This is a genomic window from Paraburkholderia sp. SUR17 (assembly GCF_029536165.1).
Lineage (GTDB): Bacteria > Pseudomonadota > Gammaproteobacteria > Burkholderiales > Burkholderiaceae > Paraburkholderia > Paraburkholderia kururiensis.
Genome location: NZ_CP120508.1, coordinates 3,857,901 through 3,882,183 on the forward strand (window position 1 = coordinate 3,857,901; position 24,283 = coordinate 3,882,183).

General features: G+C 66.0%; 23 protein-coding genes. 14 read left to right on the forward strand and 9 right to left on the reverse strand.

Going from position 1 to position 24,283, the window contains the following annotated elements; genetic code table 11:
- Positions 1 to 166 precede the first annotated feature (166 nt).
- Positions 167 to 2,149, reverse strand: a complete 1,983-nt coding sequence (gene mnmC / locus P2869_RS17265; protein ID WP_277597073.1) for a bifunctional tRNA (5-methylaminomethyl-2-thiouridine)(34)-methyltransferase MnmD/FAD-dependent 5-carboxymethylaminomethyl-2-thiouridine(34) oxidoreductase MnmC — start codon at positions 2,147 to 2,149, stop codon at positions 167 to 169.
- 433 nt (positions 2,150 to 2,582) lie between these two features.
- Here mnmC and P2869_RS17270 point away from each other — a divergent pair, with 433 nt between their 5' ends.
- Positions 2,583 to 2,861 carry an HU family DNA-binding protein gene (locus tag P2869_RS17270; protein ID WP_006401505.1) on the forward strand — a complete coding sequence of 93 codons (279 nt, stop codon included), beginning with the start codon at positions 2,583 to 2,585 and terminating at the stop codon, positions 2,859 to 2,861.
- A gap of 153 nt (positions 2,862 to 3,014) precedes the next feature.
- On the opposite strand, the gene zigA is transcribed toward P2869_RS17270, so the two are convergent.
- The 3 genes from zigA to P2869_RS17285 all read right to left on the reverse strand — a co-directional run bounded on the left by zigA (position 3,015) and on the right by P2869_RS17285 (position 5,423).
- Positions 3,015 to 4,283, reverse strand: a complete 1,269-nt coding sequence (gene zigA / locus P2869_RS17275; protein WP_277597074.1) for a zinc metallochaperone GTPase ZigA — start codon at positions 4,281 to 4,283, stop codon at positions 3,015 to 3,017.
- A 153-nt stretch (positions 4,284 to 4,436) separates the two neighbouring features.
- Complete coding sequence (locus tag P2869_RS17280) at positions 4,437 to 4,889, reverse strand: lytic transglycosylase domain-containing protein (protein WP_126878964.1); 453 nt, start codon at positions 4,887 to 4,889, stop codon at positions 4,437 to 4,439.
- Positions 4,890 to 5,180: 291 nt separating this feature from the next.
- Complete coding sequence (locus P2869_RS17285) at positions 5,181 to 5,423, reverse strand: hypothetical protein (RefSeq protein WP_277597075.1); 243 nt, start codon at positions 5,421 to 5,423, stop codon at positions 5,181 to 5,183.
- Between the two features lie 13 nt (positions 5,424 to 5,436).
- Between P2869_RS17285 and gspD the strand changes: the two genes are divergently transcribed.
- From gspD to gspF, 3 genes are read left to right on the forward strand one after another with little or no spacing between them, the layout of a single operon-like run.
- Entirely contained in the window at positions 5,437 to 7,884 is a 2,448-nt protein-coding gene (gene gspD, locus P2869_RS17290) for a type II secretion system secretin GspD (protein ID WP_277597076.1), read from the forward strand.
- Between the two features lie 47 nt (positions 7,885 to 7,931).
- Positions 7,932 to 9,431, forward strand: a complete 1,500-nt coding sequence (gspE, locus tag P2869_RS17295) for a type II secretion system ATPase GspE (protein WP_277598168.1) — start codon at positions 7,932 to 7,934, stop codon at positions 9,429 to 9,431.
- Between the two features lie 6 nt (positions 9,432 to 9,437).
- Positions 9,438 to 10,655, forward strand: a complete 1,218-nt coding sequence (gspF, locus tag P2869_RS17300) for a type II secretion system inner membrane protein GspF (protein ID WP_126878962.1) — start codon at positions 9,438 to 9,440, stop codon at positions 10,653 to 10,655.
- 16 nt (positions 10,656 to 10,671) lie between these two features.
- On the opposite strand, the gene P2869_RS17305 is transcribed toward gspF, so the two are convergent.
- Complete coding sequence (locus tag P2869_RS17305) at positions 10,672 to 11,082, reverse strand: general secretion pathway protein GspC (RefSeq protein WP_026120944.1); 411 nt, start codon at positions 11,080 to 11,082, stop codon at positions 10,672 to 10,674.
- A 180-nt stretch (positions 11,083 to 11,262) separates the two neighbouring features.
- Between P2869_RS17305 and gspG the strand changes: the two genes are divergently transcribed.
- The 8 genes from gspG to P2869_RS17345 all read left to right on the forward strand — a co-directional run bounded on the left by gspG (position 11,263) and on the right by P2869_RS17345 (position 17,315).
- Positions 11,263 to 11,727 (forward strand): type II secretion system major pseudopilin GspG, encoded by a 465-nt coding sequence (gene gspG / locus P2869_RS17310; RefSeq protein WP_017772284.1) that lies wholly within the window; start codon positions 11,263 to 11,265, stop codon positions 11,725 to 11,727.
- A gap of 18 nt (positions 11,728 to 11,745) precedes the next feature.
- On the forward strand, positions 11,746 to 12,225 hold the full coding sequence (locus P2869_RS17315; protein WP_026120945.1) for a GspH/FimT family pseudopilin: 480 nt from the start codon (positions 11,746 to 11,748) through the stop codon (positions 12,223 to 12,225).
- 1 nt (position 12,226) lies between these two features.
- Positions 12,227 to 12,670 carry a type II secretion system minor pseudopilin GspI gene (gene gspI, locus P2869_RS17320; protein WP_277597077.1) on the forward strand — a complete coding sequence of 148 codons (444 nt, stop codon included), beginning with the start codon at positions 12,227 to 12,229 and terminating at the stop codon, positions 12,668 to 12,670.
- A gap of 127 nt (positions 12,671 to 12,797) precedes the next feature.
- Entirely contained in the window at positions 12,798 to 13,418 is a 621-nt protein-coding gene (locus P2869_RS17325; RefSeq protein WP_346833748.1) for a hypothetical protein, read from the forward strand.
- 2 nt (positions 13,419 to 13,420) lie between these two features.
- Positions 13,421 to 14,542 carry a type II secretion system minor pseudopilin GspK gene (gspK, locus tag P2869_RS17330; RefSeq protein WP_277597079.1) on the forward strand — a complete coding sequence of 374 codons (1,122 nt, stop codon included), beginning with the start codon at positions 13,421 to 13,423 and terminating at the stop codon, positions 14,540 to 14,542.
- A gap of 19 nt (positions 14,543 to 14,561) precedes the next feature.
- A complete protein-coding gene (gspL, locus tag P2869_RS17335) occupies positions 14,562 to 16,013 on the forward strand; it encodes a type II secretion system protein GspL (protein WP_277597080.1) in 1,452 nt (483 codons plus the stop codon).
- Positions 16,010 to 16,513 carry a type II secretion system protein M gene (locus tag P2869_RS17340; protein WP_017772291.1) on the forward strand — a complete coding sequence of 168 codons (504 nt, stop codon included), beginning with the start codon at positions 16,010 to 16,012 and terminating at the stop codon, positions 16,511 to 16,513. The genes gspL and P2869_RS17340 overlap by 4 nt, the downstream gene beginning before the upstream one ends.
- Before the next feature lie 22 nt (positions 16,514 to 16,535).
- Positions 16,536 to 17,315: a type II secretion system protein N gene (locus P2869_RS17345; protein ID WP_277597081.1), complete on the forward strand. Its 780-nt coding sequence runs from the start codon at positions 16,536 to 16,538 to the stop codon at positions 17,313 to 17,315.
- 10 nt (positions 17,316 to 17,325) lie between these two features.
- Here the strand turns inward: P2869_RS17345 and P2869_RS17350 are convergent, their stop codons facing one another.
- Together P2869_RS17350 and P2869_RS17355 are read right to left on the reverse strand one after the other, a co-directional pair.
- Positions 17,326 to 19,002 (reverse strand): efflux transporter outer membrane subunit, encoded by a 1,677-nt coding sequence (locus P2869_RS17350; RefSeq protein WP_277597082.1) that lies wholly within the window; start codon positions 19,000 to 19,002, stop codon positions 17,326 to 17,328.
- A 221-nt stretch (positions 19,003 to 19,223) separates the two neighbouring features.
- Positions 19,224 to 19,508 carry a hypothetical protein gene (locus P2869_RS17355; RefSeq protein ID WP_017772294.1) on the reverse strand — a complete coding sequence of 95 codons (285 nt, stop codon included), beginning with the start codon at positions 19,506 to 19,508 and terminating at the stop codon, positions 19,224 to 19,226.
- A 135-nt stretch (positions 19,509 to 19,643) separates the two neighbouring features.
- Here P2869_RS17355 and P2869_RS17360 point away from each other — a divergent pair, with 135 nt between their 5' ends.
- Positions 19,644 to 20,141: a MarR family transcriptional regulator gene (locus P2869_RS17360; protein WP_277597083.1), complete on the forward strand. Its 498-nt coding sequence runs from the start codon at positions 19,644 to 19,646 to the stop codon at positions 20,139 to 20,141.
- A gap of 155 nt (positions 20,142 to 20,296) precedes the next feature.
- Entirely contained in the window at positions 20,297 to 21,859 is a 1,563-nt protein-coding gene (locus tag P2869_RS17365; protein ID WP_277597084.1) for a DHA2 family efflux MFS transporter permease subunit, read from the forward strand.
- Positions 21,860 to 21,933: 74 nt separating this feature from the next.
- Here the strand turns inward: P2869_RS17365 and P2869_RS17370 are convergent, their stop codons facing one another.
- On the reverse strand, positions 21,934 to 22,437 hold the full coding sequence (locus tag P2869_RS17370; protein ID WP_277597085.1) for a hypothetical protein: 504 nt from the start codon (positions 22,435 to 22,437) through the stop codon (positions 21,934 to 21,936).
- Between the two features lie 226 nt (positions 22,438 to 22,663).
- Complete coding sequence (gshA, locus tag P2869_RS17375; protein WP_277597086.1) at positions 22,664 to 24,280, reverse strand: glutamate--cysteine ligase; 1,617 nt, start codon at positions 24,278 to 24,280, stop codon at positions 22,664 to 22,666.
- Positions 24,281 to 24,283 lie beyond the last annotated feature (3 nt).

Below are 24,283 nucleotides of genomic sequence, written 5' to 3' on the forward strand. Positions count from 1 at the left end.
AAAGCATGTGTGGCGCAGGCTCGCTTCTCCTGGCAACTTTTCCGGCCTGGGAACGACGACGCCAGTTACCCCGTTTACGTCCACATCGGTTCCACACGAGTTGCACCCGTCCTTCCAGCGGTTATCCACAACCCGGCGTGGATAACCTTCGCGCGAACCGAGGCTCTCAGACGAGCGTCTGCTGCCGTAACGCGCGCAGAAGGAACCGGGCGGGGTCCAGACTCTCGGCCAGATCCCGTTCTAGCGGCCACGGCTCCGCTTCGATCTGCGAGGCGATCAATTCGGCGCCGAGCGCGGCCCACACCAGTCCACGCGATCCGTACGCGAAGGCGCCATAGAGCCCTTCGGCGCGCGGCAGGTCGAGCGGCCACGCGCCTCGCAGGCGAACGGCATCGCGCGTAGCCGCGGATTCGTCGGCAAGCTGCCCGAGCATGGGCAAGCGGTCGCTCGTCACGCAGCGAAAGCCGACGCGGCCTGTGAACGTCGCCTCGAGCGCCGAACGTGCGCCCGGCAGCATCTGCGATATGCGTTCGATGTTTTCGATGTGGCCAGCCTCACGTATCGATGGTTCAGGGTCGTCGAGTTCGTAGGTCGCGCCGGTGAGCGTGATGCCGCCGGAGAGCGGAATGGCGTAGCCCTCGCCGATGATCGGCATGCGCAGCGGGGTGAGCGGATTGGTGGCGTGGCGGGCGTCGCCGGTGGAATGCAGCAGCGTGAGCTGGCCGCGAATGCTGCGCGTCGGCGCATGACGAAGGCCGGCCACGCGTGCGGCGTCGTGCGCGTTCGCGAAGATGACGATGGGTGCGCGGGCGACGACGTGGTTCGCTTCGTCGAACACGGTCCATTGGCCGTCGCTGCCTCGTTCGATACGCGCGGCCTGCACGCCGAAGCGCCGTTCGAGCAGGCCACCCGCCGCTTCACATTGAGCGGCGCAAACGGACGCCGGCTGGATCCAGCCGCCCTGCGGATAGAACCAGCCCGGCTGCGCGACGGCGACGCCGGCCATGCGTTCGGCCTCTTCGCGCGTGACGGGCCTCACGTAGTCGGTGGGCCACGCGAAGGTTGCAAGCGCATCGTTCATGGCGAGCGCTTCTTCGTCGTTTGCGGCGAGATGCAGCAGACCGCCCGCGCCGCGCGAAAGATTCAGGCCGGCTCGTTCGAGTTCGGCCCAGCGCTGCAGTGCATACAGGAAACCGGCGCGCGTGATGCGCGACGCGCTGCTGTCGTCGCGCGAGATCATTGGGTGAAACACGCCGGCGGGATTGCCGGAGGCGTCTTGCGCCGCGGCGGGGTGACGCTCCAGCAGCGTGACGCGCCAGCCGCGGGCGGCGAGCCGCTCCACCATCGCGCACCCGGCAAGGCCTGCGCCGATCACGATGGCGTGCCGTTCGGCGACGGCGACAGGCAACGGCGGCTCGTAGCGCCGCACACGCCAGCGCGGCGCAAAACGCCCGACCAGCATCGCGCGTTTCGTGCCGAAGCCCTCCACCTTCCGGTATTCGAAGCCGCTTTGTTCGAGCGCACGTTTCACGTCGCCCGAACTCGACCAGGTGGCGAATGTCGCGCCTTCGCCTGCCACACGTGCAAGCGCCTTGAAGATGGCCGGCGACCAGAGGTCTGGATTTTTTGCGGGTGCAAAACCGTCGAGATAGAACGCGTCTGCACGCAGCCAAAGCGCAGGAAGTGTTTCGATGGCGTCGCCGAAGACGAGCGTCAGCGTGATTCGCCCTCCTTCGAATTCGAGCCGGTGCGTGCCCGGCACGAGCATGGGCCACGCGTCGGCGAGTTGCTGCGCGAGCTCGGTAATCGATGCATCCGCAACCAGCGGCCCGAGCGCGCGTCGCAAGTCCGCAGCGACGAACGGATGCTTTTCCACCGATACGAAATGGAGGCGCTGGCACCGCGCTGCGTCATCGCGCCACGCTTTCCACGTCGCGAGGAAGTTGACGCCCAGACCGAAGCCGGTCTCTAGAATTGTGAAATTTCGGCGCCGCTGCCATCGCCCAGGTAGCGCGTTGCCCTGCAAAAAAACGGCTTCGGACTGCGCAAAAGCGCCGGCGATGCTGTGATAGGCGTCGCCATAGAGCGGCGAGAACGGGGTGCCGTTGTCGTTGAACTCGAGCGTGGCAGGAGTCAGGGAAGCGGTCATACGCTGCAAAAAGTGGGAGCGCCGGACGCTGTCAGGACGCAGCGGCAGCGTCCGGCAAAGGGCTTGCCGATGCCCGGAGAGCCCCGCCGCACGGGGCTTTGCGGGCAAAACGTTGGCAAAAACCAACGCCCCATGTCACGAGTGGTGAACGCTGGAAGCCTTATCTGACGGGGCTCAGAGGAAATTTGCCGTCGTCGGGAAACCGCGCGGCTCATGCTGTAAATCTTCGAAACCCTTGTCGTTATTGGGTTTGCGCTGCGCTATCATAGCAAGCGCCGCTCAGGGAGCGGCAGCACGGCCGTAGCGCAGCTTGCTGCGCAAAGCTTTTATCCGGGGTGTCCGGAGACCGGCGCTGCTCGACGGCGTGGCCCGCGCACGTATAATCGGCGCGTTCGCGCTGTTCGTGTCAACCTAAACTCAGAAAGGAACTTTAATGAACAAACAGGAACTGATCGACGCCGTCGCAGCACAGACGGGCGCTAGCAAGGCTCAAACCGGCGAAACGCTGGACACGCTTCTCGAAGTGATCAAGAAGGCTGTGTCGAAGGGTGACGCAGTGCAACTGATCGGCTTCGGCAGCTTCGGTTCGGGCAAGCGCGCAGCACGTACGGGCCGTAACCCGAAGACGGGCGAGACCATCAAGATCCCGGCTGCCAAGACCGTCAAGTTCACGGCTGGCAAGGCGTTCAAGGACGCAGTCAACAAGCGCTAAATATCAGCCGCTCAGGTTGACGCCCGCCGCTGGCGGGTTTTTTTTCGCCTGTGCCTTTTGCCTGTGCCTCTCGCGTGCGCAAATTCGCACTACTGGCGATGTGGATGGAAAGGGGCATAGCAGGCCCCTGCCCCCAAGCAGAATCGGGAACGATCAAGCGGAGCGGTGGACGATTTCGCTATCACCTGCTTCGCTGTGCTCTTCAGCGTCGATGTCCCAGGCGGGAAACGGATCGGGCAACTGACGCCATGCGGCGGGGCCTGCGGCGTATTCCGCGTCGGTCAGAAGACACGCGTCGAGCTTTGCCCGCCACGCTTGTGTGTCCAGATCCACGCCGATCATCACGAGTTCCTGCCGGCGATCTCCAATCGACATATCGCTGGCATCGCCGTACCAGTCAGCTGCAATTTCCGCTTCGAGCGCTTCGTCATCGGGCCAGGTGCTGCGGTCCTGCGCGGCCCACCACATGCCCGCCGGACCATGCCGGCACGCACCGCCCGCCTGCGAAAGCGAACCCACCACGTCGTTGCGCGTAGCGAGCCAGAAGAAACCCTTGGTCCGCAGTACACCTTTCCATTCTTCGTGCAGCAGCGCCCATAGCCGCTCGGGATGAAACGGGCGGCGCGCGCGATAAACGAAGTTGCCGATGCCGAACTCGTCGGCCTCGCTGTGCGTGTGGCCATGTTCGTTGAGCGACGCGAGCCAGCCCGGCGCACTGGACGCCGCGTCGAAATCGAAGCGCTTCGTATTGAGCACCTCCGAGAGCGGCACGGCGCCGAAGCGGCTCACCACCTGCACGGCGCGCGGATTGATGCGCGCGAGAATGCGCTGCAGCCGCGCCAGTTCCTCGGCCGAAACGAGGTCCGCCTTGTTGACGACGAGCACGTCACAGAACTCGATCTGCTCGACCAGCAACTCGACGAGCGTGCGGTCGTCTTCTTCCGTGGCCGCGAGGCCCCGTTCGGCGAGCGCGTCGGCACAGGCGTAATCGCGCAGGAAATTGAAGGCGTCCACCACCGTCACCATCGTGTCGAGCCGCGCGACTTCGGCGAGCGATACGCCGTCGTCGTCCTCGAAGGTGAAGGTTTCAGCGATGGGCATTGGCTCAGCGATGCCGGTGGATTCGATCAGTATCGCGTCGAACCGCTTTTCGTCGGCAAGACGGCGGATCTCGGTCAGCAGATCGTCGCGTAACGTGCAGCAGATGCAGCCGTTCGACATTTCCACGAGCCGTTCCTCGACGTGCGAAAGCGCGGACGCGTCGCGCACGAGCGCAGCGTCGATGTTCACCGCGGCGAGGTCGTTCACGATCACGGCCACGCGCAGGCCCGCGCGGTTGGCGAGGATATGGTTCAGGAGCGTGGTTTTGCCCGCGCCCAGAAACCCGGAGAGCACAGTAACGGGCAGTGGCGGCTGGTTCATTTCGGTACGCAAAGCGAAGAGAGGAAAGCGCGGGGCGCGGCACCCGTCATGGGCGAGGCGTCGCGGCAGCATGAACCCGCATTGTGCACCAGGTAGGAAAGTGACGGCCGGCGCTGAGCTACACGTGCCCACCGTGGGAACTATGGCGCCAACCTAACGCGAGTCGGGCAGCAGCTTCCACTTGCGCAGAATCGCCGCGATTTGCCGCGCGTACTGGTCGCGCAGCGAGGGCGTTTCCGAGTGGTATGCGCCCACGGCCTGCCACGTGTTGCCGTACTTGTTCATCTTCTGCCGCAAGTGCCAGGCGGCAATGTAGACGTTCTTGCACGGCTCCATCAGCGTGTTCGACGAAATGCCGTATTGGGACAGCACGGGCAGATGCACTGAGTTGATCTGCATGACGCCGTAGTCCGTGGAGCCATTGGCGTTCTTGTGGACCGCGTCGGGATGATTGTGCGATTCCTGCCATGCAATGGCGCGCAGAATCAGCGGATTGACCTTCTGGTAGTTCGCGGCTTCGTCGAAGCAGTCCGCGCGCGCAGGCATGCTCGCGACCGCGAGGCCGAGCGCAGCATAGGCAACGACGAGAGACGAAGCGCGTTTCATCAAGACCACTAAGCAGATGAAGCAGGTGAGACGGAGAAGCGCCCGGGCCAGGTACCCGCAGGCGCGTTCACTTACCGGGACACCGCTGCGGGCGGGCGCCCTGGTCAAGCTCGGCATTCGGGAAAACCCGCTCATGCATGGCAAGCCCGGCATGCCGATCGGCCCGTATCATACCGGCAGACATCCCCGCGTCAAGTTAGCTACCCGACAAAATCCGGTAGAAAACGAAACGGCATCCTTGGGTTTTTGGGCGTAAGCCTTACCAGTTGTTACCCGCACGGAACCGAGCTTTCAGACAGCTTGACGGAAGCGCGGCACAGTCGCGGCGAGGTTTAGAGGAACTGCACGGCCCCATTTGATTTGTGACGAAAACGACATAAAAAGCTGGTAGTGTTCATCCTTTTGAATAACCAGGTGACTGACAAGAGGGGTCGGCACCTGGGCGTATCGGCGGTCATCGTTTTCGCGCAGCAGCGAGTTGAATGCGCAGGACTGCCGGACGTGTCCGCAGTCGATATCGACTTCACATTCCATGAGAAGAAACCGAATGGCATTGCGTCGCGTCGCCACGGCGCTGCTCGTGAGTGGACTGATCACCGCGCAGATCGCACAGGCGCAGGTCACACTCAATTTCGTCAACGCGGATATCGATCAGGTGGCGAAAGCCATCGGTGCCGCAACCGGCAAGACCATTATCGTGGACCCTCGCGTCAAGGGTCAGCTCAACCTGGTTTCGGAAAATCCGGTTCCCGAAGAACAGGCTCTGAAAACATTGCAGTCGGCCTTGCGCATGCAGGGCTTTTCGCTGGTGCAGGACCACGGCGTACTGAAGGTTGTGCCCGAGGCCGACGCGAAGCTGCAAGGCGTGCCCACCTATGTGGGCAACACCACGCCCGCGCGCGGCGACCAGGTCGTGACGCAAGTCTTCCAGCTCAAGAACGAGTCGGCGAACAACCTGCTGCCCGTGTTGCGTCCGCTCATCTCGCCGAACAACACGATTGCCGCGTATCCCGGCAACAACGCGCTCGTCGTGACCGACTACGCCGACAACGTGCGACGTCTCGCAGCGATCATCGCGGGCATCGATACGGCTGCGGGTCAGCAGGTCGCCGTCGTGGCGCTCAAGAATGCGAACGCGCTCGACACGGCCCAGCAGCTTTCGAAGATGCTGGATCCCGGCACGATCGGCAGCACGGACCCCACGCTCAAAGTCTCGGTAACAGCCGATCCGCGCACCAATTCGCTGCTGCTGCGCGCCTCGAACGCGCAGCGCCTTGCCGCGGCGAAGTCGCTCGCCAAACAGCTCGATGCGCCCACGAGTCAGCCGGGCAACATGCACGTCGTGATGCTGCGCAACGCGGACGCCGTACGTCTTGCCCGCACGCTGCGCGGCATGATGGGCAAGGGTTCAGGCAACGACACGTCGAGTAGCGGCGGCGCCAACGCGTTCAATCAGAACGCGGGTGGCGCGGCCGGCGGGCTGTCGGGTTCCACGGGCACGGCCGGCATGCCGCCGCTGCCCTCGGGTTCGACCAGTTCGTCGCTCGGCAACTCGATGACGGGCGGCAGTTCGTCGGGCACGGGAAGCAACAGCGCGCCGTTCCTCGGCGAAAAGGAAGGCAGTAACAACCAGGACGAGAACCAGTCCGGCGGCGGCATGATCCAGGCCGACGCGGCCACCAACTCGCTCATCATCACGGCGCCCGAGCCGGTGTACCGCAACCTGCGCAGCGTGATCGACCAGCTCGATTCGCGCCGCGCCCAGGTCTACATCGAAGCGCTCATCGTCGAACTCAACGCGACGACCGCGGCGAACCTCGGCATTCAGTGGCAAGGCGCGCTGCTGGGCGGCAACAACGCCGTCTATGGCGGCTCGAATTTCGGCTCGGGCAGTTCGAGCATCGTCGACCTCACCGCGCAAGGCGCGGCGATTGCGAACAACACCAACCTGCTCGGCACGAATTCGTCGAACCTGCTGCCCAACGGCCTGAACATCGGGTTGCTGCACCGTTTCGGTAGCGTGTTCGGTCTGGGCGGTCTGCTCAATGCGCTTGCCACGTCGAGCGACTCGAACGTGCTGTCCACGCCTAACCTGATCACGCTCGACAACGAGGAAGCGAAGATCGTGGTGGGCCAGAACGTGCCGGTTGTCACGGGCTCCTACGCAACGCCGACGGCGAATGCGGCGACCTCGGTAACCGCGTTCAACACGTTCGACCGCATCGACGTGGGCGTTACGCTCCACGTGAAGCCGCAGATCACCGAGGGCGGCATCCTCAAGCTGCAGCTCTACCAGGAAGATTCGACCGTGGACCCGACCACGGTGAACAACCCGGGCGGCGTGACGATCAACAAGCGTTCCATCCAGTCCACCGTGCTGTGCGACAACGGCGAGATCATCGTGCTGGGTGGCTTGATGCAGGACCAGTATTCGAACGGCAACAGCAAGGTGCCGCTGCTCGGCGACATTCCCTGGCTGGGCCAGCTGTTCCGCTCGGAAAACAAGACGCGTACGAAGAGCAACCTGATGGTGTTCCTGCGGCCCGTGATCGTGCGCGATCAGGCCACGAGTTCGGCCATCACGCTCAATCGCTACGATTACCTGCGTGACCAGCAAGGCGGCTATCAGACCGACAATCGCCTGATCCGCGATCAGAACATTCCGATGCTGCCGCCTGCCCCGCCGGGTCCGAGCGAGGGCGCCGTGCCGGCGCAAAATCTGTTCGATCTCAACAGCATGCGGCGCCAGCCCGCGCAGCAGAACGGCGCGCCGGCAGGCGGCACGCCGCCTGCTGCACCTCAGTCGGGAAGTGCCGCGGGCGTGTCGAGCTACGCGGTGCCGGGCGGTGCGTCGACCAGTATGGGCACGAGCGCGCCGACTGCACCGTTGCAGCAGGCGCCGCTCACAGCACCCAATGCACCCGACAACGCAACAACCAACGCAACGCCGAACACCACGAACAACTCCGTTGCGTCACCAGGAGCGCATCCGTGAACACACCGGCATCGGCGGGCGGCGTTTCGAGCGGCGCACGTCCGGGGCTGCCGCCCGCGGCGTCGTCGGTCGTTTCCTCGACAGGCGCCGCTGATCGCGAGCCGCCCTCGGCACTGGCTGCGCGGCTCGTGCCCTATGGCTTTGCCCGAAACGGCCAGATTCTCGTTGCGCATCAACACGCCGATGCGCTCGAAGTCTGGATCAGCGAACGCACGAACGACGCTGCGCTCGCCGAGATCGCACGCAACTTCGGGGCGCTTTCCATCGTGCGTTTGCCCGCCGACGAACTCGCCCAGGCCATCAACCAGGCCTATGCGCGCCAGGACGGCAGCGCCGCCCAGGTGGTGGGCGAAGTGGAAGGCGAAGTGGATCTCTCGCGTCTCATGCAGGACATTCCCGAAGTGGAAGACCTGCTGGAGTCCGAAGACGACGCGCCGATCATCCGCATGATCAACGCGCTGCTCACGCAGGCCGCGCGCGAGCAGGCGTCGGACATTCACATCGAGCCGTTCGAAAACGCGTCTGTGGTGCGGTTTCGCGTGGACGGCACGCTGCGCGATGTGGTGCGTCCCAAGAAGGCGCTGCACGGCGCGCTGATTTCGCGCATCAAGATCATGGCGCAGCTGGATATCGCGGAAAAACGTCTGCCGCAGGACGGTCGCATCACGCTGCGCGTGGGTGGCCGACCTGTCGACGTGCGCGTCTCGACGCTGCCCACGGGCCACGGCGAACGTGCCGTGCTGCGTCTGCTGGAAAAAGACGCGCAGCGCCTGAATCTCGAAGCGCTCGGCATGGCGCAGGACACGCTCGCGAAATTCGACCGGCTGATCTCGCGACCGCACGGCATCGTGCTGGTCACGGGCCCGACCGGTTCGGGCAAGACGACGACGCTTTACGCCTCGATGTCGCGGCTCGAGACGGCCACCACCAACATCATGACGGTGGAAGACCCGATCGAATACGACCTCGGCGGCATCGGCCAGACGCAGGTGAACGAGCGTATCGGCATGACGTTCGGCCGGGCGCTGCGCTCGATTCTGCGGCAGGACCCGGACATCATCATGATCGGTGAAATCCGCGACCTGGAGACCGCGCAGATCGCGGTGCAGGCATCGCTCACGGGCCACCTCGTGCTCGCGACGCTGCACACGAACGATGCGGCCTCGGCCGTTACGCGTCTCACGGACATGGGCGTGGAGCCGTATTTGCTCGCGTCGTCGTTGCTCGGCGTGCTGGCGCAGCGGCTGGTGCGTCAGCTATGCCCGGTGTGCAAACAGGAGCGCAGCGAAGACGGCCATGTGCACTGGCATCCCGTGGGCTGCGAGAAGTGCGGACAGTCGGGCTACGCGGGCCGGCGCGGCGTGTACGAACTGCTGCTCGTGGACGACACCATCCGCTCGCTCATCCACCGCAACGCGGCAGACGCCGAGATTCTCGCCGCAGGTCGCGCGCAGGGCATGCGCACGCTGCGCGAGGACGGCGAGCGTTGGGTGGCGGCGGGCATGACGTCGCTCGAAGAAGTGATTCGCGTGACAGGTGGAGCCTGACGCGTCATGCCGGCATTCCGTTTTGAAGCGATCGACGCGGCAGGCAAGGCGCAGAAGGGCGTGCTCGACGCGGACAGCGCGCGCAGCGCCCGCACGCAGCTGCGCACGCAAGGCCTCACGCCGCTCGTCGTCGAACCCGCGGCGAGCCGCACGCGCGGCGAGCGCCAGCAGCGCCTCGCGATTGGCCGCCGGCTGTCGCAGCGCGAGCAGGCCATCCTGACGCGGCAACTGGCGAGCCTGCTCGTGGCCGGCCTGCCGCTCGATGAGGCGCTTGCGGTGCTTACCGACCAGTCGGAGCGCGACTACATCCGCGAGTTGATGGCCGCGATTCGCGCCGAGGTGCTGGGCGGCCACTCGCTCGCCAATGCGCTGGCGCAGCATCCGCGCGACTTTCCGGACATCTACCGCGCGCTCGTCGCAGCGGGCGAGCACACCGGCAAACTCGGCCTCGTGCTGTCCCGGCTTGCCGACTACATCGAGCAACGCAACGCGCTCAAGCAGAAGATCGTGCTGGCGTTCACGTATCCGGCCATCGTCACGATCATCGCGTTCGGCATCGTCACGTTCCTGCTCAGCTATGTGGTGCCGCAGGTGGTGAACGTGTTTGCGAGCACGAAGCAGCAACTGCCCATCCTGACCGTGGTGATGATGGCGCTCTCCGGCTTCGTGCGGCACTGGTGGTGGGCGTTGCTGATCGGCATCGTGGTGCTCGTGTACCTGGTGCGCTCCATTCTTGCGCAGCCGGGGCCGCGGCTCTCGTTCGACCGGTGGCTGCTCACCGCGCCGCTCGCGGGCAAGCTCGTGCGTGGCTACAACACGGTGCGCTTTGCGAGCACGCTGGGCATTCTCTCGGCGGCGGGCGTGCCGATTCTCCGTGCGTTGCAGGCGGCCGGCGAGACGCTCAGCAATCGCGCGATGCGCGGCAACATCGAAGATGCGATTGTGCGCGTGCGCGAAGGCACGTCGCTTTCACGCGCGCTTGGCAACACGAAGACGTTTCCGCCCGTGCTGGTCCATCTGATCCGTTCGGGCGAAGCGACCGGCGACGTAACCACCATGCTGGACCGCGCGGCCGAAGGCGAGTCGCGCGAACTGGAGCGGCGCACGATGTTTCTCACGAGCCTGCTTGAGCCGCTGCTGATTCTGGCGATGGGCGGTGTGGTGCTCGTGATCGTGCTGGCGGTGATGCTGCCGATCATCGAACTCAACAACCTCGTGCAGTGAGGGTGTAACCGCGCGGCTAGCGCACGTAGATGGTGGGACCGGCGGCGTTGGCCGGCAGGAAGACTTCGGAATGCACGCCGTTGCGGTCGATCACGATGGAGCGCGCGCGCACTTCGGCAAGCTTTGCGCCTTCGGTGAGCGGGCCGCCCAGCGAGACGGCCTTCGGCGGCTCGCCGCCCACGCTGACGATGGCCGCTGCGCCCTGCTTGAGCGCAAGAATGCCGAAGAGGCGCACGTCCTGGTTCACGCTGCGCGTGAGCTGGCCGCCGAAGAGGGTAGCGGCCTGATCGACGGAAACGGGCGCATGCACGGCGGCGGCCGGCACGGGCGCCGAACGCGCGGTGAGGGTGACGATCCAGTAGGTCAGCGTCGCGCAGAACACGGCGAAAAGCGCGAGCGACAGGATGCGGATTTGCAGGGTGTTCATGGCGCGCATTGTACGAAGTATTGGAAGGTTTGAGGCTCGTCGGAAAAGCATCTGAAAGCTTGCCGCCCCTCGCCATTACAATGACCGGCCGGGCGCCGTACGGCTCGTGATGCGCAGCGTATCACGCGTGCCGGCCCGAATTGGTGAACTCAAAATTTTTCGCAAACGAGGTAGGAAGTCATGCAAATGTGGACCAAAGGCCGTGCCGAAATCGAAGCACTGCGCGCTCGCCGCCAACGCGGGTTCACGCTGATCGAAATCATGGTCGTGATCGCGATTCTCGGCATTCTCGCCGCGCTGATCGTGCCGAAAATCATGAGCCGCCCCGACGAGGCGCGGCGCGTGGCGGCGCGTCAGGACATCGGCACCATCATGCAGGCGATGAAGCTCTACCGGCTCGACAACGGCCGCTATCCGACCCAGGAGCAAGGCCTGCGCGCGCTGGTCGAAAAGCCGTCCGTGGATCCCGTGCCGAACAACTGGAAAGACGGCGGGTACCTGGAACGTCTGCCTAACGACCCGTGGGGCAACGCCTATCAGTATCTAAACCCCGGCGTGCACGGCGAGATCGACGTGTTCAGCTACGGCGCCGACGGCAAGGCCGGCGGCGAAGGCAACGACGCCGACGTAGGCTCGTGGCAATAGCGAGACAGCGAAAGAGCGATGAGAGAAGGTTTGCCGTGCGCGCAGCATGAACGTGGCTTCACGCTGCTCGAAATGCTCGTGGTGCTGGTGATCGCAGGCTTGCTGGTGTCGCTTGCGTCGCTTTCGCTCACGCGCAATCCGCGCACGGATCTGAACGAAGAAGCGCAGCGGCTCGCGTTGCTGTTCGAAACGGCGGGCGACGAGGCTCAGGTGCGTGCGCGTCCCATCGCGTGGCAGCCGCTCGACAACGGCTTTCGCTTCGACGTGCACACCGACGACGGCTGGCGCCCGCTGCGCGACGACGACCTGCTCGGCCCGCGCCATTGGGAAGGCGGCGTGACGGGCGTTTCGATCGATTACCCGGGTTCGGATACGGGCGCGGACCGCATCGTATTCGGCACCGAAAGCGTCGATGTGCCGGTGCGCGTCACGCTCTTTTCCGCAGCAGGCAATGCAACGATTGTCGGCACGGGCAACGGCCGCTACGAGGTGCATTGAGATGGCCGCTCCGGTTTGCCGCTGCACCCGTGGCGAAGTGGATGGCGCGCTGCGCCCTGCCCTTCGCGTCCGTTCTGCGCGCGGGTTCACGATGATCGAAGTGCTGGTCGCGCTGGCCATCATTGCGGTGGCGCTGGCGGCATCGCTGCGCGCCGTGGGCAGTCTCGCGGCCGGTGAAGCCGACCTGCATCGGCGCCTGCTGGCGGGCTGGAGTGCGGACAACGCGCTCGCCCAGTTGTATCTCACGCACGCGTGGCCCGAGGTTGGCGAGCAGAGCTTCGACTGCTCGCAGGGCAACCTGCAACTGCTTTGCACGGAACGCGTGAGCGCTACGCCGAACCCGGTGTTCCGGCGCGTGGAAGTGTCGGTGACGATGCCCGGGCACGACGGCAATCTTGCGCAAATGGTGACGGTGGTCGCGAATGAAACCAGCCGGCCCTTGTGATCCCGCCGGCCGCCGCGAGTGCCGCGACACGGCATCAGCGGCGCACGCCGGCCCGCGTGTTTCGCGCCGCGCTTCGCGGTGTAGTTCACGACGTACCGCGCGACATACCTCGCGCGGCTTCACGCTCATCGAGTTGCTGGTCGCCATCGCCATTCTTGCGGTCATCGCGGTGTTGTCGTGGCGCGGGCTGGATCAGATTATCCGCGGCCGTCAGATCGTGACGAGTTCGATGGAAGACGAGCGCGTATTCGCGCAGCTGTTCGACCAGATGCGCATCGACGCCCGGCGCGCTGCTTCGGACGACGAAACGGGCGAAGCAGCGGTCTCCGTGAGCGGCGGCGCGCTGCAGATCGTGCGCAGCTTCGCGGTGCCCCAGGGCAACGCGCCGCGGCTGCAGGTGGTGCGCTATCGCATCGCCAACGGTCGCGTGATTCGCTACGCGTCGCCGCCGCTCGCCAACGTGGGTGAACTGCGGCGCGCGCTACGCGGCAGCGAAACCGACGAGTGGAGCGCCGTGCCGCTGATGGGCAGCGTGGGCGCCATCAACGCGCGGCTGTTTGTGCCGAAGGTGGGCTGGACGACCCAGATGAAAGACGTGCAAAGCGCGATCACCGAGAACGACAACAACCTCAAGGTGCCGCAGCTCGGCAACGCGCCGCTGCCGCGCTCCGTGACGGGGCTTGAGGTGAGCATCGGCGCGGCGTCGCTGCAGCGGCCTGTGACGCGCGTGTTTCTGGTGGGAGAGTGACGATGCGTGCGCTCCACTCTCGTCGTCGTCTTCATGCCCGCCGCCAGCGCGGGGCCGCAATCATCAGCGCGCTGCTTGTCGTCGCGCTCTCGGCCATTCTGGTCTCCGGCATGTTGTGGCGGCAGCAGGTGCAGGTGCGTCGCATCGAAAACCAGCGTCTGCTCGCACAGGCGCAGTGGGTGGCGCGCGGCGCGACGGACTGGACACGGCTGATATTGCGCTCCGAAGCCGACACGTCCGCGGGCGTGACGTACCTGGGCGGCGTCTGGGGCGTGCCCATTGCGAAGACGCGGCTGTCGGACTTTCTCGGCCAGATCGGCGATGCCGGCGCGCAGCAGGGCGCGTCCACGTATCTGTCGGGGTCGATCGAAGACGCGCAGGCGCGCTTCAATCTGCGCGATCTCGTTTCGACGGCGACGCCCGGCGCGCTGCAACTCGATGTCCAGGAGATCCAGTCGTTCCAGCGGCTGCTCCAGATACTCGGCCTCAACGGGCAGTTGGCGAAGGCCGTGGCGCTACAGATGCGTGCGGGTCTCGCGCACTCGGCCACGCGCTTCCAGACGCAGACGGCGCCTGGCAGTACCACGGGACAATCGTCCACGCAGCAGCTTCAGAATCTGGCCGCGGGCGGCGCCACCGGTGGCACCAATTTCACCAGCAACCCGGGCCTCGAGGACAGCAACGACAACAGCGCCGTCGCGCCGCTGCTGATGACGAGCGTCGATTCGCTGCTCGACGTACCCGGCTTCACGCGCGACACCGTCGAGCGGCTGCGTCCGTTCGTGACCGTGCTGCCCACCTCGACGGCCGTGAACATGAACACGGCGCCCGCCGAGGTGATTGCGGCCGTGGTGCCGGGCATGAACCTGTCGAGCGCGCAGGCGTTCGTGGCGCGCCGGCAGACGGTGTTTTTCCATAATGTCGGGGACGTGCAGCTTGCGCTGCGCGGTGCGGGCGTGGAGCAGACGGCCGTGGACCCCAACCAGTTCGACGTGAACACGAGTTATTTTCTGGTACATGGCCGCGTGCAGCACCAGCGCGCCGAGCTGGACCGCACCACGCTGATCTGGCGCGATCCGCTCACGCACACGACGCGCATTGTCTGGATACGAGACCAACTGTGAATATCGCCGGGAGAGGCCTTTGAGCACGCTGATTGTCCTGATGCCGCCACGAGATCCGGCCGTGCCCTCGCAGGAATGGCAACTGCCGGAGCTGCCTTTCCTGCTCGTCGACAAGGCGGGGCGCACGCAGCGCGCGGGCCGCTCAGCGCTTGCGCTGTTGCCGCGCGCCACGCAAACGGTGCTGATGATTGCCGCGCGCGACGTGCTGATGATTCCCGCCGTCGTGCCGCCGCTCAAGGGGCCGCGCCTGCGCCAGGCGCTCCCCAACGTGGTGGAGGACCACCTGATCCAGGACCCCCAGCATTGCCACCTCGCACTCGACCCGCAGCCGCTGCCGGACGGCCGGCAGATCGTGGCCGTGATCGACCGCGCGTGGTTCCGCTTTTTCGTCGACGCCTTCACGTCTGCCGGACATCGCAACCTGCACGCGGTGCCGGTGACGCGGTGCCTGCCGGCCGCGGGCGAAGCAGTGGCGCCCGGCGCGCCGGTTGCGGGTGAAGCCGCTGAGCCGGGCAAGACGGCGCAGGCGGGGCGCAGCGACGTAGGCGCGAGCGGCGCCGACACGGCGCTTGCCGAAGAAACCGCGCTCGATACGATTGCTGCCACGCCGGTGGTGGCCGCGCTGCTCGGCAAGGTCGCACAGGTTTCGCCCGCCCTTTTCACCGATGCGACGGACGCCGAAACAGCCACTATCACGGGAACCATCGCGGGCACCACCACGGCCGCCGCGCCGCGCGTGGAGCTCGCCGTGGCGCGTGGCGCGCAGGGCGAAGGCCTCGCCGTGCCGGCGTCCAGCGCGGCGGCGACCCTCGACGCCCTCGCGGCCGGCGCGCCGCTCACCGTCTACACGTTGACGGACCTGCCGGGCGAACCGCAACTGGCTTCGTCGGCAGCGATGCCGCCCGTGCCCAACGCGCGACCGCTCACGTTCGAAGCGCTCGCGCGCCGTGCGCCGGAAAGTCGCTTCGACCTGTGCCAGTTCGAGTTCATGGTGCAGCCGTGGCGGCTCGACCGCGCGACGCTACGCCGCCTGCGGCTGCCGCTCGCGCTCGTGGCGGCATCGCTCGTGGCGGCGATCATCGGCGCCAACGTGCAGTGGCTCATGATGGCGCGCCAGCGCGACACGCTCAGCGCGCAGATGACCGAAACGCTGCTCAACGCGTTCCCGAAGACGACGGTCGTGCTCGACGCGCCCGACCAGATGTCGCGCCAGCTCCAGCAGCTGCGTGTGGCGGCGGGCGAGCTGTCGCCCGCGGACTTTCTTTCGCTCTCCGATGGGCTCGCGCGTTCGCTGGGGCCGGTGCCCGTCAACGGCATTGCGGCGCTCGATTACCACGACCGTCGGCTCGACGTGACCTTCAAGCCCGAGGTCAAGGTGGACCCCGACTTCGGCAAACGGCTGGAACGCAACGGACTCTCGGGCGCCATCGATAGCAACACGGGCAAGTGGACCATCAGGAGCGGATCATGAAGACGGCACTCGCAGAAGCCTGGGCCCGTTTCTGGGAAGTGCGCACGGCGCGCGAAAAGCAGCTCATCACGTGGGGCGGCGCGGTGCTGGCCGTGGTGATCGGCTGGTCGGTGCTGTGGTCGCCGGCCCAGGATGGCCGCGCGCAGCTGCGCGAGACGCTGCCCGCCATGCAGCGCCAGCTCGCGCAAATGACGGCGCAGGCCAACGAGGCGCGCACGCTCTCGGCTGCGGCGCAGGGCGTGGCGCCCACCGGCATCGCGCTGCGCGACGCCTTGTCCGCCTCGCTCAACGATCACGGCTTGCCGCCCGCGCAGGTGCAGGTGATCGGCAACGCAGTGCAGGTGCAGATGAAGAACGCACCGTTCCCGGCGTGGGTGGCCTGGCTCGACGACGCCCGCAAGCAGTTCAAGGTGCAGGTTTCCGAGGCGCACGTGACGGCGCTCAAGGCCGACGGCCAGGTGGACCTGACTGCGTCGCTACAGCCGCCATCCGTCCATTGATGGCCGACGCACAGGATTTCGCATGAGCTTCTGGATGCGCCATGTGCGCGCCGCGCTGCCGTGGCTCGTGGTGGCCGTGCTTTCGAGCAGCGTCGTGCTGCTCGCCATGTTGCCGGCCGCGTGGATTGCGCCGCAGTTCGCGAAGGCCACGCACGGGCACGTGAACCTGGTGGAACCGGCCGGTTCGTTGTGGCACGGCTCGGCCTCGCTGATGCTCGCGGCCGGTCCCGACGAGACCGGCGCTACGGTGCTGCCGGGCCGCATCGAATGGCAGACGGCATTCTGGGCGCTTTTCACGGGGCGCGTGCAGATGCGCATGCGCCAGAGCGAAGCGATGCCGGACCCGGTCACCGTGGATGCCACCACGCGTGGCGCCGTGCTTTCGGCGGGCGCGATGACGGTGCCGGCTTCGCTGCTGAGCGGCCTGGGCGCGCCGTTCAATACGCTCGATCTGCAAGGCGACGTGCGGCTCGCCTGGACCGACTGGCGCACCTTCGGCAACGAAGCGTTCGGCCGTCTCACCATCACGCTCGACGACATGAGCTCGCGCGTGTCGCTCGTGAAGCCGCTGGGGACGTACCAGGTGGTGTTTCAGGCGCAGGGCGTTTCGTCGACGCTCGATCTTTCCACCTTGAAGGGTCCGCTCATGCTCGCGGGCCACGGCGTGGTGTCACCGGCGTCAACCTCGTTTCAGGGCACCGCGAGCGCGACGCCCGACCAGCGCGACAACCTGGCAGGTTTGCTGAATCTGCTGGGGCGGCCCACGGGGCCGGGAACGGTCGCGCTGGTGTTCTTCCGCTGACGGTTTTTTTTCAGCTCGCTGGGGTTTGGTCCGGCGCTTGGCTCGGCGCCTGACCCTGCGCTTGACCCTGCGTTTGGCTCGACCCGGCGCCGGCTGGCGCGGCACCCGGCGATTGTTGCCCCGCCGCGGCCGGCGTCGAAGCCGGCGCGGCCGCGGGCGCCATCACGTCGCCCGTTTCGCGATCCATCTGCGCGACGTCCCAGCCGCCGCCCAGCGCCTTCACGAGTCCTACCGACGACACCATCCGCTGCCCCGCAAGGCTCGCGAGCTTCTGCTCGGCCGTGAACGCGGTGGTCTGCGCCGTGAGCACGTTCAAGTACGCCACGGTGCCCGCCTTGTACTCGTTCGTGATGATGTCGAGCGCGTGCTTCGCCGATTCCACCGCCTGCTGCTGCACGACGATTTCCTGCGCGAGGATGCGCTGCGACGCGAGGTTGTCTTCCACGTCCTGGAACGCGGCGAGCACCGCCTGGCGGTACGCAGCGGCCTGCTGGTCGTAGGCGGCGCGGGCGGCCTCCGTCTGCGCGCGGCGCAGGCCCGCGTCGAAGATCGTGCCGGCCAGCGACGGCCCGAGCGTCCAGAAGCGCGACGGCATGGAAAGCAGCTTCGAAAACACCGAGCTTTCGAAGCCGCCGCTTGCCGACAGCGTGAGCGACGGGAAATACGCGGCAATGGCCACGCCGATCTCCTCGTTCGCGGCGGCGGCCTTGCGCTCGGCCGACGCTATGTCCGGCCGACGTTCCAGCAGCGCCGACGGCATCTGCACGGGCACCTGCGGCGGCACGGCGTCGAGCGGCGCGGGCGGAATCGAGAACGTAGAGGCCGGTTCGCCCAACAGCACGGCGATGGCGTGCTCGTCCTGGGCGCGCGCCACGCCGTTGTCGATGGCCGATGCCTGAGCCGACTGCAACTGCGTTTGCGCCTGGATCACGTCGGCGCGGCCGGCCACGCCTTGGGCGTACTGGTTCTGCGTCAGTTGCAGGGAACGCTGGAAGGCGGCGACGGTGTCGTCGAGCAGCTTCTGCTGGGCATCCAGCGAGCGCAGCGAGAAGTAGGTCTGCGCGAGCGTGGCCTGGGCCGAGAGACGCGCGTTTGCGAGGTCCGCAGCGGCGCTTTGCTGGCTCGCCTCCTGGGCGCCCACGGTACGGCTTACCTTGCCCCAGAGGTCGGGCTCCCAGCTTGCGTCGAGCGAGGCGCTGTAGCTGTTGCTGATGACGCCCGAGCGGCCGCTAGAAAACGAACTGGACGAGCTGCTGGAACTCAGTGGCGAGCGCGAACGGCTCGCGCTGCCCGACGCGGTGATCACGGGGAAATACGACGCGCGCGCCTCGCCGACGAGTGCCCGCGCCTGACGATACGCGGCCGCGAACTGGGCGATCGACTGGTTGTTGCGGTTGAGCTTGTCTTCCAGCGCGTTCAGCTGCGCGTCGTTGTAGATGGCCCACCAGTCGCCGCGGTCGTGCTGGTCGGCGGGCTGCGCCACTTTCCAGCCGTCGGGCGTTTCCTTGTAGGTGGCGGGAACGGCCGTGGCCGGACGGTGGTAGTCGGGGCCCACGGCGCAGCCGGCGAGCAGCGCGGCAGCGGCGGCGATGACCGCGAGCGTGGCAAGGTGCGGCTGGCCTGGTCGGCTGGACGGTCCGGAACCCGGCACCGCGGCAGACGCGCGCGTGATTCGATGAAACGGCATGCAATGAATTCCTGTCGATGCGGGCGGCGCGCATGCGGCGCCGGCCGGGCTTGCCGAATGCGGCACTGGCGTACCCGCCGCGCCCATGTTCGGCGAGGCCGGCACGTTCCGGCCGTTGCTGCATTCGATCGGGCAATGGTAGCGCAGCGCGCAGACCGGCGCGAAACCGCAAGGTTAATGCGGGGAAGGTGAAGGATGTGTTACCGGCGCTGGTCCGACGATTACTCGTCGTTACGGCCCGCCGACCGCCGCGCATGGGGCGTGGCCGCACGGCAGGCGGGCGTTTTGCCGGCACCGGCGGGGCATGGCTCGCCGCGGCGCGCCTCGCGCTGCCGCCGTCGTTCGGCCCAGGCAAAGAACAACACCGCCAGCGAGCCGCCCGGCAACACGAACATCGCCGCGTACAACGCGATCTTCCACCAGCGCACCGGCTTCTGGAGCGACTCCAGCGCGATGTCGGTGAGAGAGCGGCCAAGGCCGCCGAGAGCGTTTTTCAGGTACGGCATGGCGAACATCCTTGCACGCGCGGTCCAATCGGGTGCGCGTAATTGATTGCCTTCAATAATATTGACTATGCAATTAATTTGCAACATACTCTGCGCCAAATCAGGTGACGTGTTGTTCTCTGCGGAACTTTGTCGATGAGCGATGGCCCTTACGACCCGGCTGACATCAACCTCGAGTCGAGTCTCGGTTACTACCTGTCCAAGGCCCGCAACGTTCTTGGGCAGCGGATGGACCGCGCGCTCGAGCCGCTTGGGCTGACCGCCTCGCAGATCGGCGTGATGCTGCTGCTGCTGTGGCGCCGCGCGAATACGCCGTATGACCTGTCGCGCGAGCTTTCGTACGACAGCGGGTCGATGACGCGCATGCTGGACAGGCTGGAGAAGAAGGGCTTCATCGTGCGCAGCCGGAGCAGTACGGACCGGCGCGTCGTGGAGCTGGCGCTCACGGCACCCGGCGAGGACGCGGCCCGGCAACTGCCGGCCATCATCGCGCGCGTGCTCAATGAGCAACTGCGCGGCTTTTCGCAAGAAGAAGTGACACAGCTGATGGGCCTGCTTGCGCGGTTCATCGCCAACGCGCCCGACGTGGACACGGGCGGCTGCCCCGCAGCCGCCGGGAAAGATTCGCATTGATGACGTAACGGCGGTGCGCGATCACACCTCAGCGCGCCGTATTGCCGGAATTTATCTGTCTGGGCAGAAAGTGTTGTTGCATGGATGCAGCGCCGCTCACGCGGCCTGAATTCATGACATGACAGGATTCTGCCGGGCCAACGAGAGACTGGACCATGAACGCAACCGCTTCATCCGCCCTGCCCGCGCCCGCGGAACCCGCGCCGCTCTCCGGCGGCACACTCGCCCTGCTGACTGTCGGGCTCGCGCTCGGCACCTTCATGGAGGTGCTCGACACCTCGATTGCGAACGTCGCGGTGCCCACCATTTCGGGCAACCTCGGCGTGGCGAACAGCGAAGGCACGTGGGTGATTTCGTCGTACTCGGTGGCTTCGGCCATCGCCGTGCCGCTCACCGGTTGGCTCGCGCGCCGCGTGGGCGAAGTGCGCCTCTTCACGCTCTCCGTGCTGCTCTTTACGCTCGCTTCGGCGGCGTGCGGGTTCGCCTCCAACTTCGAGACGCTGATCGCGTTCCGGCTCGTGCAGGGTCTCGTTTCGGGGCCGATGGTGCCGCTCTCGCAGACTATCCTGATGCGCTCGTATCCGCCCGAGAAACGCGGTCTCGCGCTCGGGCTATGGGCGATGACGGTGATCGTCGCGCCCATCTTCGGGCCCGTGATGGGCGGCTGGATCACGGACAACTACACGTGGCCCTGGATCTTCTACATCAACATGCCCATCGGCATCTTCTCCGCGACCTGCGCGTTTTTCCTTCTGCGCGGACGCGAGACGAAGACGACGAAGCAGCGCATCGATGCCGTGGGTCTCGCGCTGCTGGTGATCGGCGTGTCGTGCCTGCAGATGATGTTGGACCTCGGCAAGGACCGCGACTGGTTCAGTTCGAAATTCATCGTGGCGCTCGCCATCATCGCGGTGGTCGCAATCGCGTTCATGCTCGTGTGGGAAATGACCGAAAAGGAGCCGGTGGTCGACCTCTCGCTCTTCAAGGACCGCAATTTCGCGCTCGGCGCGTTGATCATCTCGTTCGGCTACATGGCGTTCTTCGGCTCGGTGGTGATCTTTCCGCTGTGGCTTCAGACGGTGATGGGTTACACGTCCGGCCTCGCAGGGCTTGCCACCGCGCCGGTGGGGCTGCTCGCGCTCGTGCTCTCGCCCATGATCGGACGCAACATGGACCGGCTGAACCTGCGCGTGGTGGCGTGCTTCGCGTTTCTCGTGTTCGCGTTCGTCTCGTATTGGAACGCGAGCTTTACCCTCGACGTGCCGTTCGACAAGGTGATCTTGCCGCGGCTCGTGCAGGGTATCGGCGTGGCGTGCTTCTTTGTGCCGATGACAACGATCACGCTTTCGAGCGTGCCCGATGAGCGGCTCGCAAGCGCCTCGGGCCTATCGAACTTCCTGCGCACGCTTTCCGGCGCGATCGGCACGGCGATCAGCAATACGTACTGGGAAAACGACGCGATTCGCCACCACGCAGTGTTGACCGAATCGGTGAGCGTCTATTCGCAGACCACGAGTTCCTTCAGCAACGCACTCGCGAGTCTGGGCGTTGCGGGCCAGAGTGCGAATGCACAGATTGACCAGATCATCACGCAGCAGGGCTACATGATGGCGACCAACGATTTCTTCCGGATCTCGTGCGTCGCCTTTCTGGTGCTGGCGGGGCTGGTGTGGATTACGCGGCCGAAGAAGGGCGCGGCCGCGTCCATGGGACATTGATGGGGCGCGCGGCCTGGAGCGTTGAATGAAGCGCTTGATCGGGCGCGCTCACTGAGGCCCGAGGCCGTCCGCCTCTATTGCGAGAGCGGAGAACTGTCTGACGATGCCGCTGGTGCCGCGGCCGGTTGATCGGGCAACGCGCCGGGCTTCTGCGTGGCCGCAGGCGCAGGTGGCGTGGCGGGCATGCCCCCCGGTCCGCTGCCGCGCACGTAGGCTTTGAAGTCGGCGCCTGCGTTCCATGGGTCGGGCTTGCAGCCGAGCGAACTGTCGCAATGCGCGGCGAAGCCGATCGTCATGCTGCCATCGGGGTTCGGCGTTTTCGTGATCTCGAATGCAAGCGCGCGACGGCCGCCATCGGGCCCAGCGGTCTGGATCAGCGAGTCGTTGACTGTCTGCAACTCGTATTTCGAGTGGTCCTTCACCCAGGTCTGGGCCCGTTGCCACCAGGCATCGCATTGCGACTTGCTCGTGCATGTGAGCGGCGTGGTGGCGATCTGCATCACTTCAGGCTTGACCTCGCCGCGCGTGGTGCATGCGGCTGCGGCAACGCACAGCAAGGCCGGAAAGATTCGTTTCATTGCGTTCATGCCCTCCCTGAGCGGAACGGCGAGCCGCGCTGGCGCGGGTTCGCGGCTGGTGCCGATTGAGGCCAGGCAAGGCCAACCAGGGTCAGCCGAGTGGCGCTCGTGTTCTTGAAAGTTGGACTGCGCGAAGGCGCGTGCGTTTCATGCGAAGCGGTGGATACGCGCTTCGCCGCACGATGGATGCCGCGAAGCACATGGCGGCATGCTGTGCGGCGCCCCGCTAGACGCTGAAGCGGTTCAGCGTGTACGCGCGATAAGCGGCGACGAAAGCATCGAACGAGCCTGCTTCCTCGCGCTCCATCTTTGCCTGTTCCTCGATGGACTGCGCCGCCAGCGCCTCGAATTGCGCGGTCGCGGCGGCATCGAGCGGCCTTTCACGGAAGAACGCCGCGTGCTGCTCGCTTTGCGCGAGGCTGAATTGCAGGAAGCCTTGTTGCTGCTCACGCATGGCGTGCAAGACGCGCGCCGATGGCGTGAGCGACGCGTCGGCGAGTTTCGCGCGCTGCATGGCTACGGCGCGCGCGTGTTCGTCGGTGCCGGCTGCCGCGTCGAGCGCGGCTGCGGCGAGGTCGATCTTCGAGAGCAATTCGGCTGCCCAGTCCTGCATGGAAACCGTCTTGCCGTCGCGGGTGAGTTCGAGCCCAGGCTTGCGCCCTTCCATCGTTACGCGCCCGAAGTTGCGGTTCGCCTCGGCATAGGCTTCGGGCGGCAACGGCGCGCTGTCGTCCAGCACGCACGCAAGCAGGTACGCGTCCAGAAAACGCGCCGTGGAAAGTGCAATGCCGACAGGCTCGAACGGATCGATGTCCATGCAGCGCACTTCGACGTACTGCACGCCGCGAGAGGCAAGCGCGTGAAGGGGACGCTCGCCGGGATACGTAATGCGCTTCGGACGGATCGTTGAGTAGAACTCGTTTTCGATCTGCAGCACGTTCGTGTTGATCTGAATCCACTCGCCGTCGCGATGCGTGCCGATGGCTTCGTACGGCGGATACGGTTGGCTCACCGCTTCGGTGAGTGCATCCAGGTAGCCTTGCAGCGTGTCGTAATCGGCATGCAGCGCGGCTTGCCCCGTGGTGTTCGAGTAACCGAGATCGCTCATGCGCAGGCTCGTCGCGTAGGGACGATAGAGCGTGTGGGCGTCGAACGTTTCCAGCGTATGCGGACGGCCGCGCAGGAAGCGCGCATCCAGCGCCGGCGACGCGCCGAACAGATACATGAGCAGCCAGCTCGTGCGGCGGAAGTTGCGGATCAGCGCGAAGTAGCGCTCGGACTGGTAATCGACCGCTGTAGCCGTGGATTGATGATGCGCATGCAGCAGGCGCCACACTTCTTCGTTCAGCGAATAGTTGTAGTGGATGCCGGCGATGCATTGCATCGTGCGCCCGTAGCGCAACGCGAGGCCCACGCGATACACGTACTTGAGCCTGCCGATGTTCGAGCTGCCGTAACGCGCGATGGGAATGCCGTCGTCGGTATCGGGCAAGAGGCCCGGCATCGAGCTGTTCCACAGAATCTCGTCGCCAATCGAGGCGTACACGAAGCGATGCAGTTCGTCGAGGCGCGCGAGCGTGTCGGCCGCGTCGTGTTCGGTGGGCGTGATGAGTTCGAGCAGCGCTTCCGAGTAGTCCGTGGTGAGCGACGGATGCGTGAGCGCCGAGCCGAGCGCCGCCGGGTGCGGCGTCATGGCGAGCCGGCCGTCGTGCGTGACGCGCAGGCTCTCTTTTTCGATGCCGCGCAAGCCGCGCGTGAGCGCGCTGCGCTGCGGCCCGGCACTCAGCACGGAGAGGCGCTGCGAGAGAACGTCGTTCGTGCGGATGGAGGTCGTGTCTGGCATTGA

Bases quoted from the DNA above. Each gene is read 5' to 3' on its own strand.
- P2869_RS17270 (WP_006401505.1), top strand. From the start codon at position 2,583: ATGAACAAACAGGAACTGATCGACGCCGTCGCAGCACAGACGGGCGCT.
- gspG (WP_017772284.1), top strand. From the start codon at position 11,263: ATGCAAATGTGGACCAAAGGCCGTGCCGAAATCGAAGCACTGCGCGCT.
- P2869_RS17365 (WP_277597084.1), top strand. From the start codon at position 20,297: ATGAACGCAACCGCTTCATCCGCCCTGCCCGCGCCCGCGGAACCCGCG.
- P2869_RS17315 (WP_026120945.1), top strand. From the start codon at position 11,746: ATGAGAGAAGGTTTGCCGTGCGCGCAGCATGAACGTGGCTTCACGCTG.
- gspF (WP_126878962.1), top strand. From the start codon at position 9,438: ATGCCGGCATTCCGTTTTGAAGCGATCGACGCGGCAGGCAAGGCGCAG.
- P2869_RS17360 (WP_277597083.1), top strand. From the start codon at position 19,644: ATGAGCGATGGCCCTTACGACCCGGCTGACATCAACCTCGAGTCGAGT.
- zigA (WP_277597074.1), bottom strand. From the start codon at position 4,283: ATGAACCAGCCGCCACTGCCCGTTACTGTGCTCTCCGGGTTTCTGGGC.
- gspI (WP_277597077.1), top strand. From the start codon at position 12,227: ATGGCCGCTCCGGTTTGCCGCTGCACCCGTGGCGAAGTGGATGGCGCG.
- P2869_RS17340 (WP_017772291.1), top strand. From the start codon at position 16,010: ATGAAGACGGCACTCGCAGAAGCCTGGGCCCGTTTCTGGGAAGTGCGC.
- P2869_RS17355 (WP_017772294.1), bottom strand. From the start codon at position 19,508: ATGCCGTACCTGAAAAACGCTCTCGGCGGCCTTGGCCGCTCTCTCACC.
- P2869_RS17280 (WP_126878964.1), bottom strand. From the start codon at position 4,889: ATGAAACGCGCTTCGTCTCTCGTCGTTGCCTATGCTGCGCTCGGCCTC.
- gshA (WP_277597086.1), bottom strand. From the start codon at position 24,280: ATGCCAGACACGACCTCCATCCGCACGAACGACGTTCTCTCGCAGCGC.
- P2869_RS17305 (WP_026120944.1), bottom strand. From the start codon at position 11,082: ATGAACACCCTGCAAATCCGCATCCTGTCGCTCGCGCTTTTCGCCGTG.
- mnmC (WP_277597073.1), bottom strand. From the start codon at position 2,149: ATGACCGCTTCCCTGACTCCTGCCACGCTCGAGTTCAACGACAACGGC.
- P2869_RS17370 (WP_277597085.1), bottom strand. From the start codon at position 22,437: ATGAAACGAATCTTTCCGGCCTTGCTGTGCGTTGCCGCAGCCGCATGC.
- P2869_RS17350 (WP_277597082.1), bottom strand. From the start codon at position 19,002: ATGCCGTTTCATCGAATCACGCGCGCGTCTGCCGCGGTGCCGGGTTCC.
- P2869_RS17345 (WP_277597081.1), top strand. From the start codon at position 16,536: ATGAGCTTCTGGATGCGCCATGTGCGCGCCGCGCTGCCGTGGCTCGTG.
- P2869_RS17285 (WP_277597075.1), bottom strand. From the start codon at position 5,423: ATGGAATGTGAAGTCGATATCGACTGCGGACACGTCCGGCAGTCCTGC.
- gspD (WP_277597076.1), top strand. From the start codon at position 5,437: ATGGCATTGCGTCGCGTCGCCACGGCGCTGCTCGTGAGTGGACTGATC.
- gspK (WP_277597079.1), top strand. From the start codon at position 13,421: ATGCGTGCGCTCCACTCTCGTCGTCGTCTTCATGCCCGCCGCCAGCGC.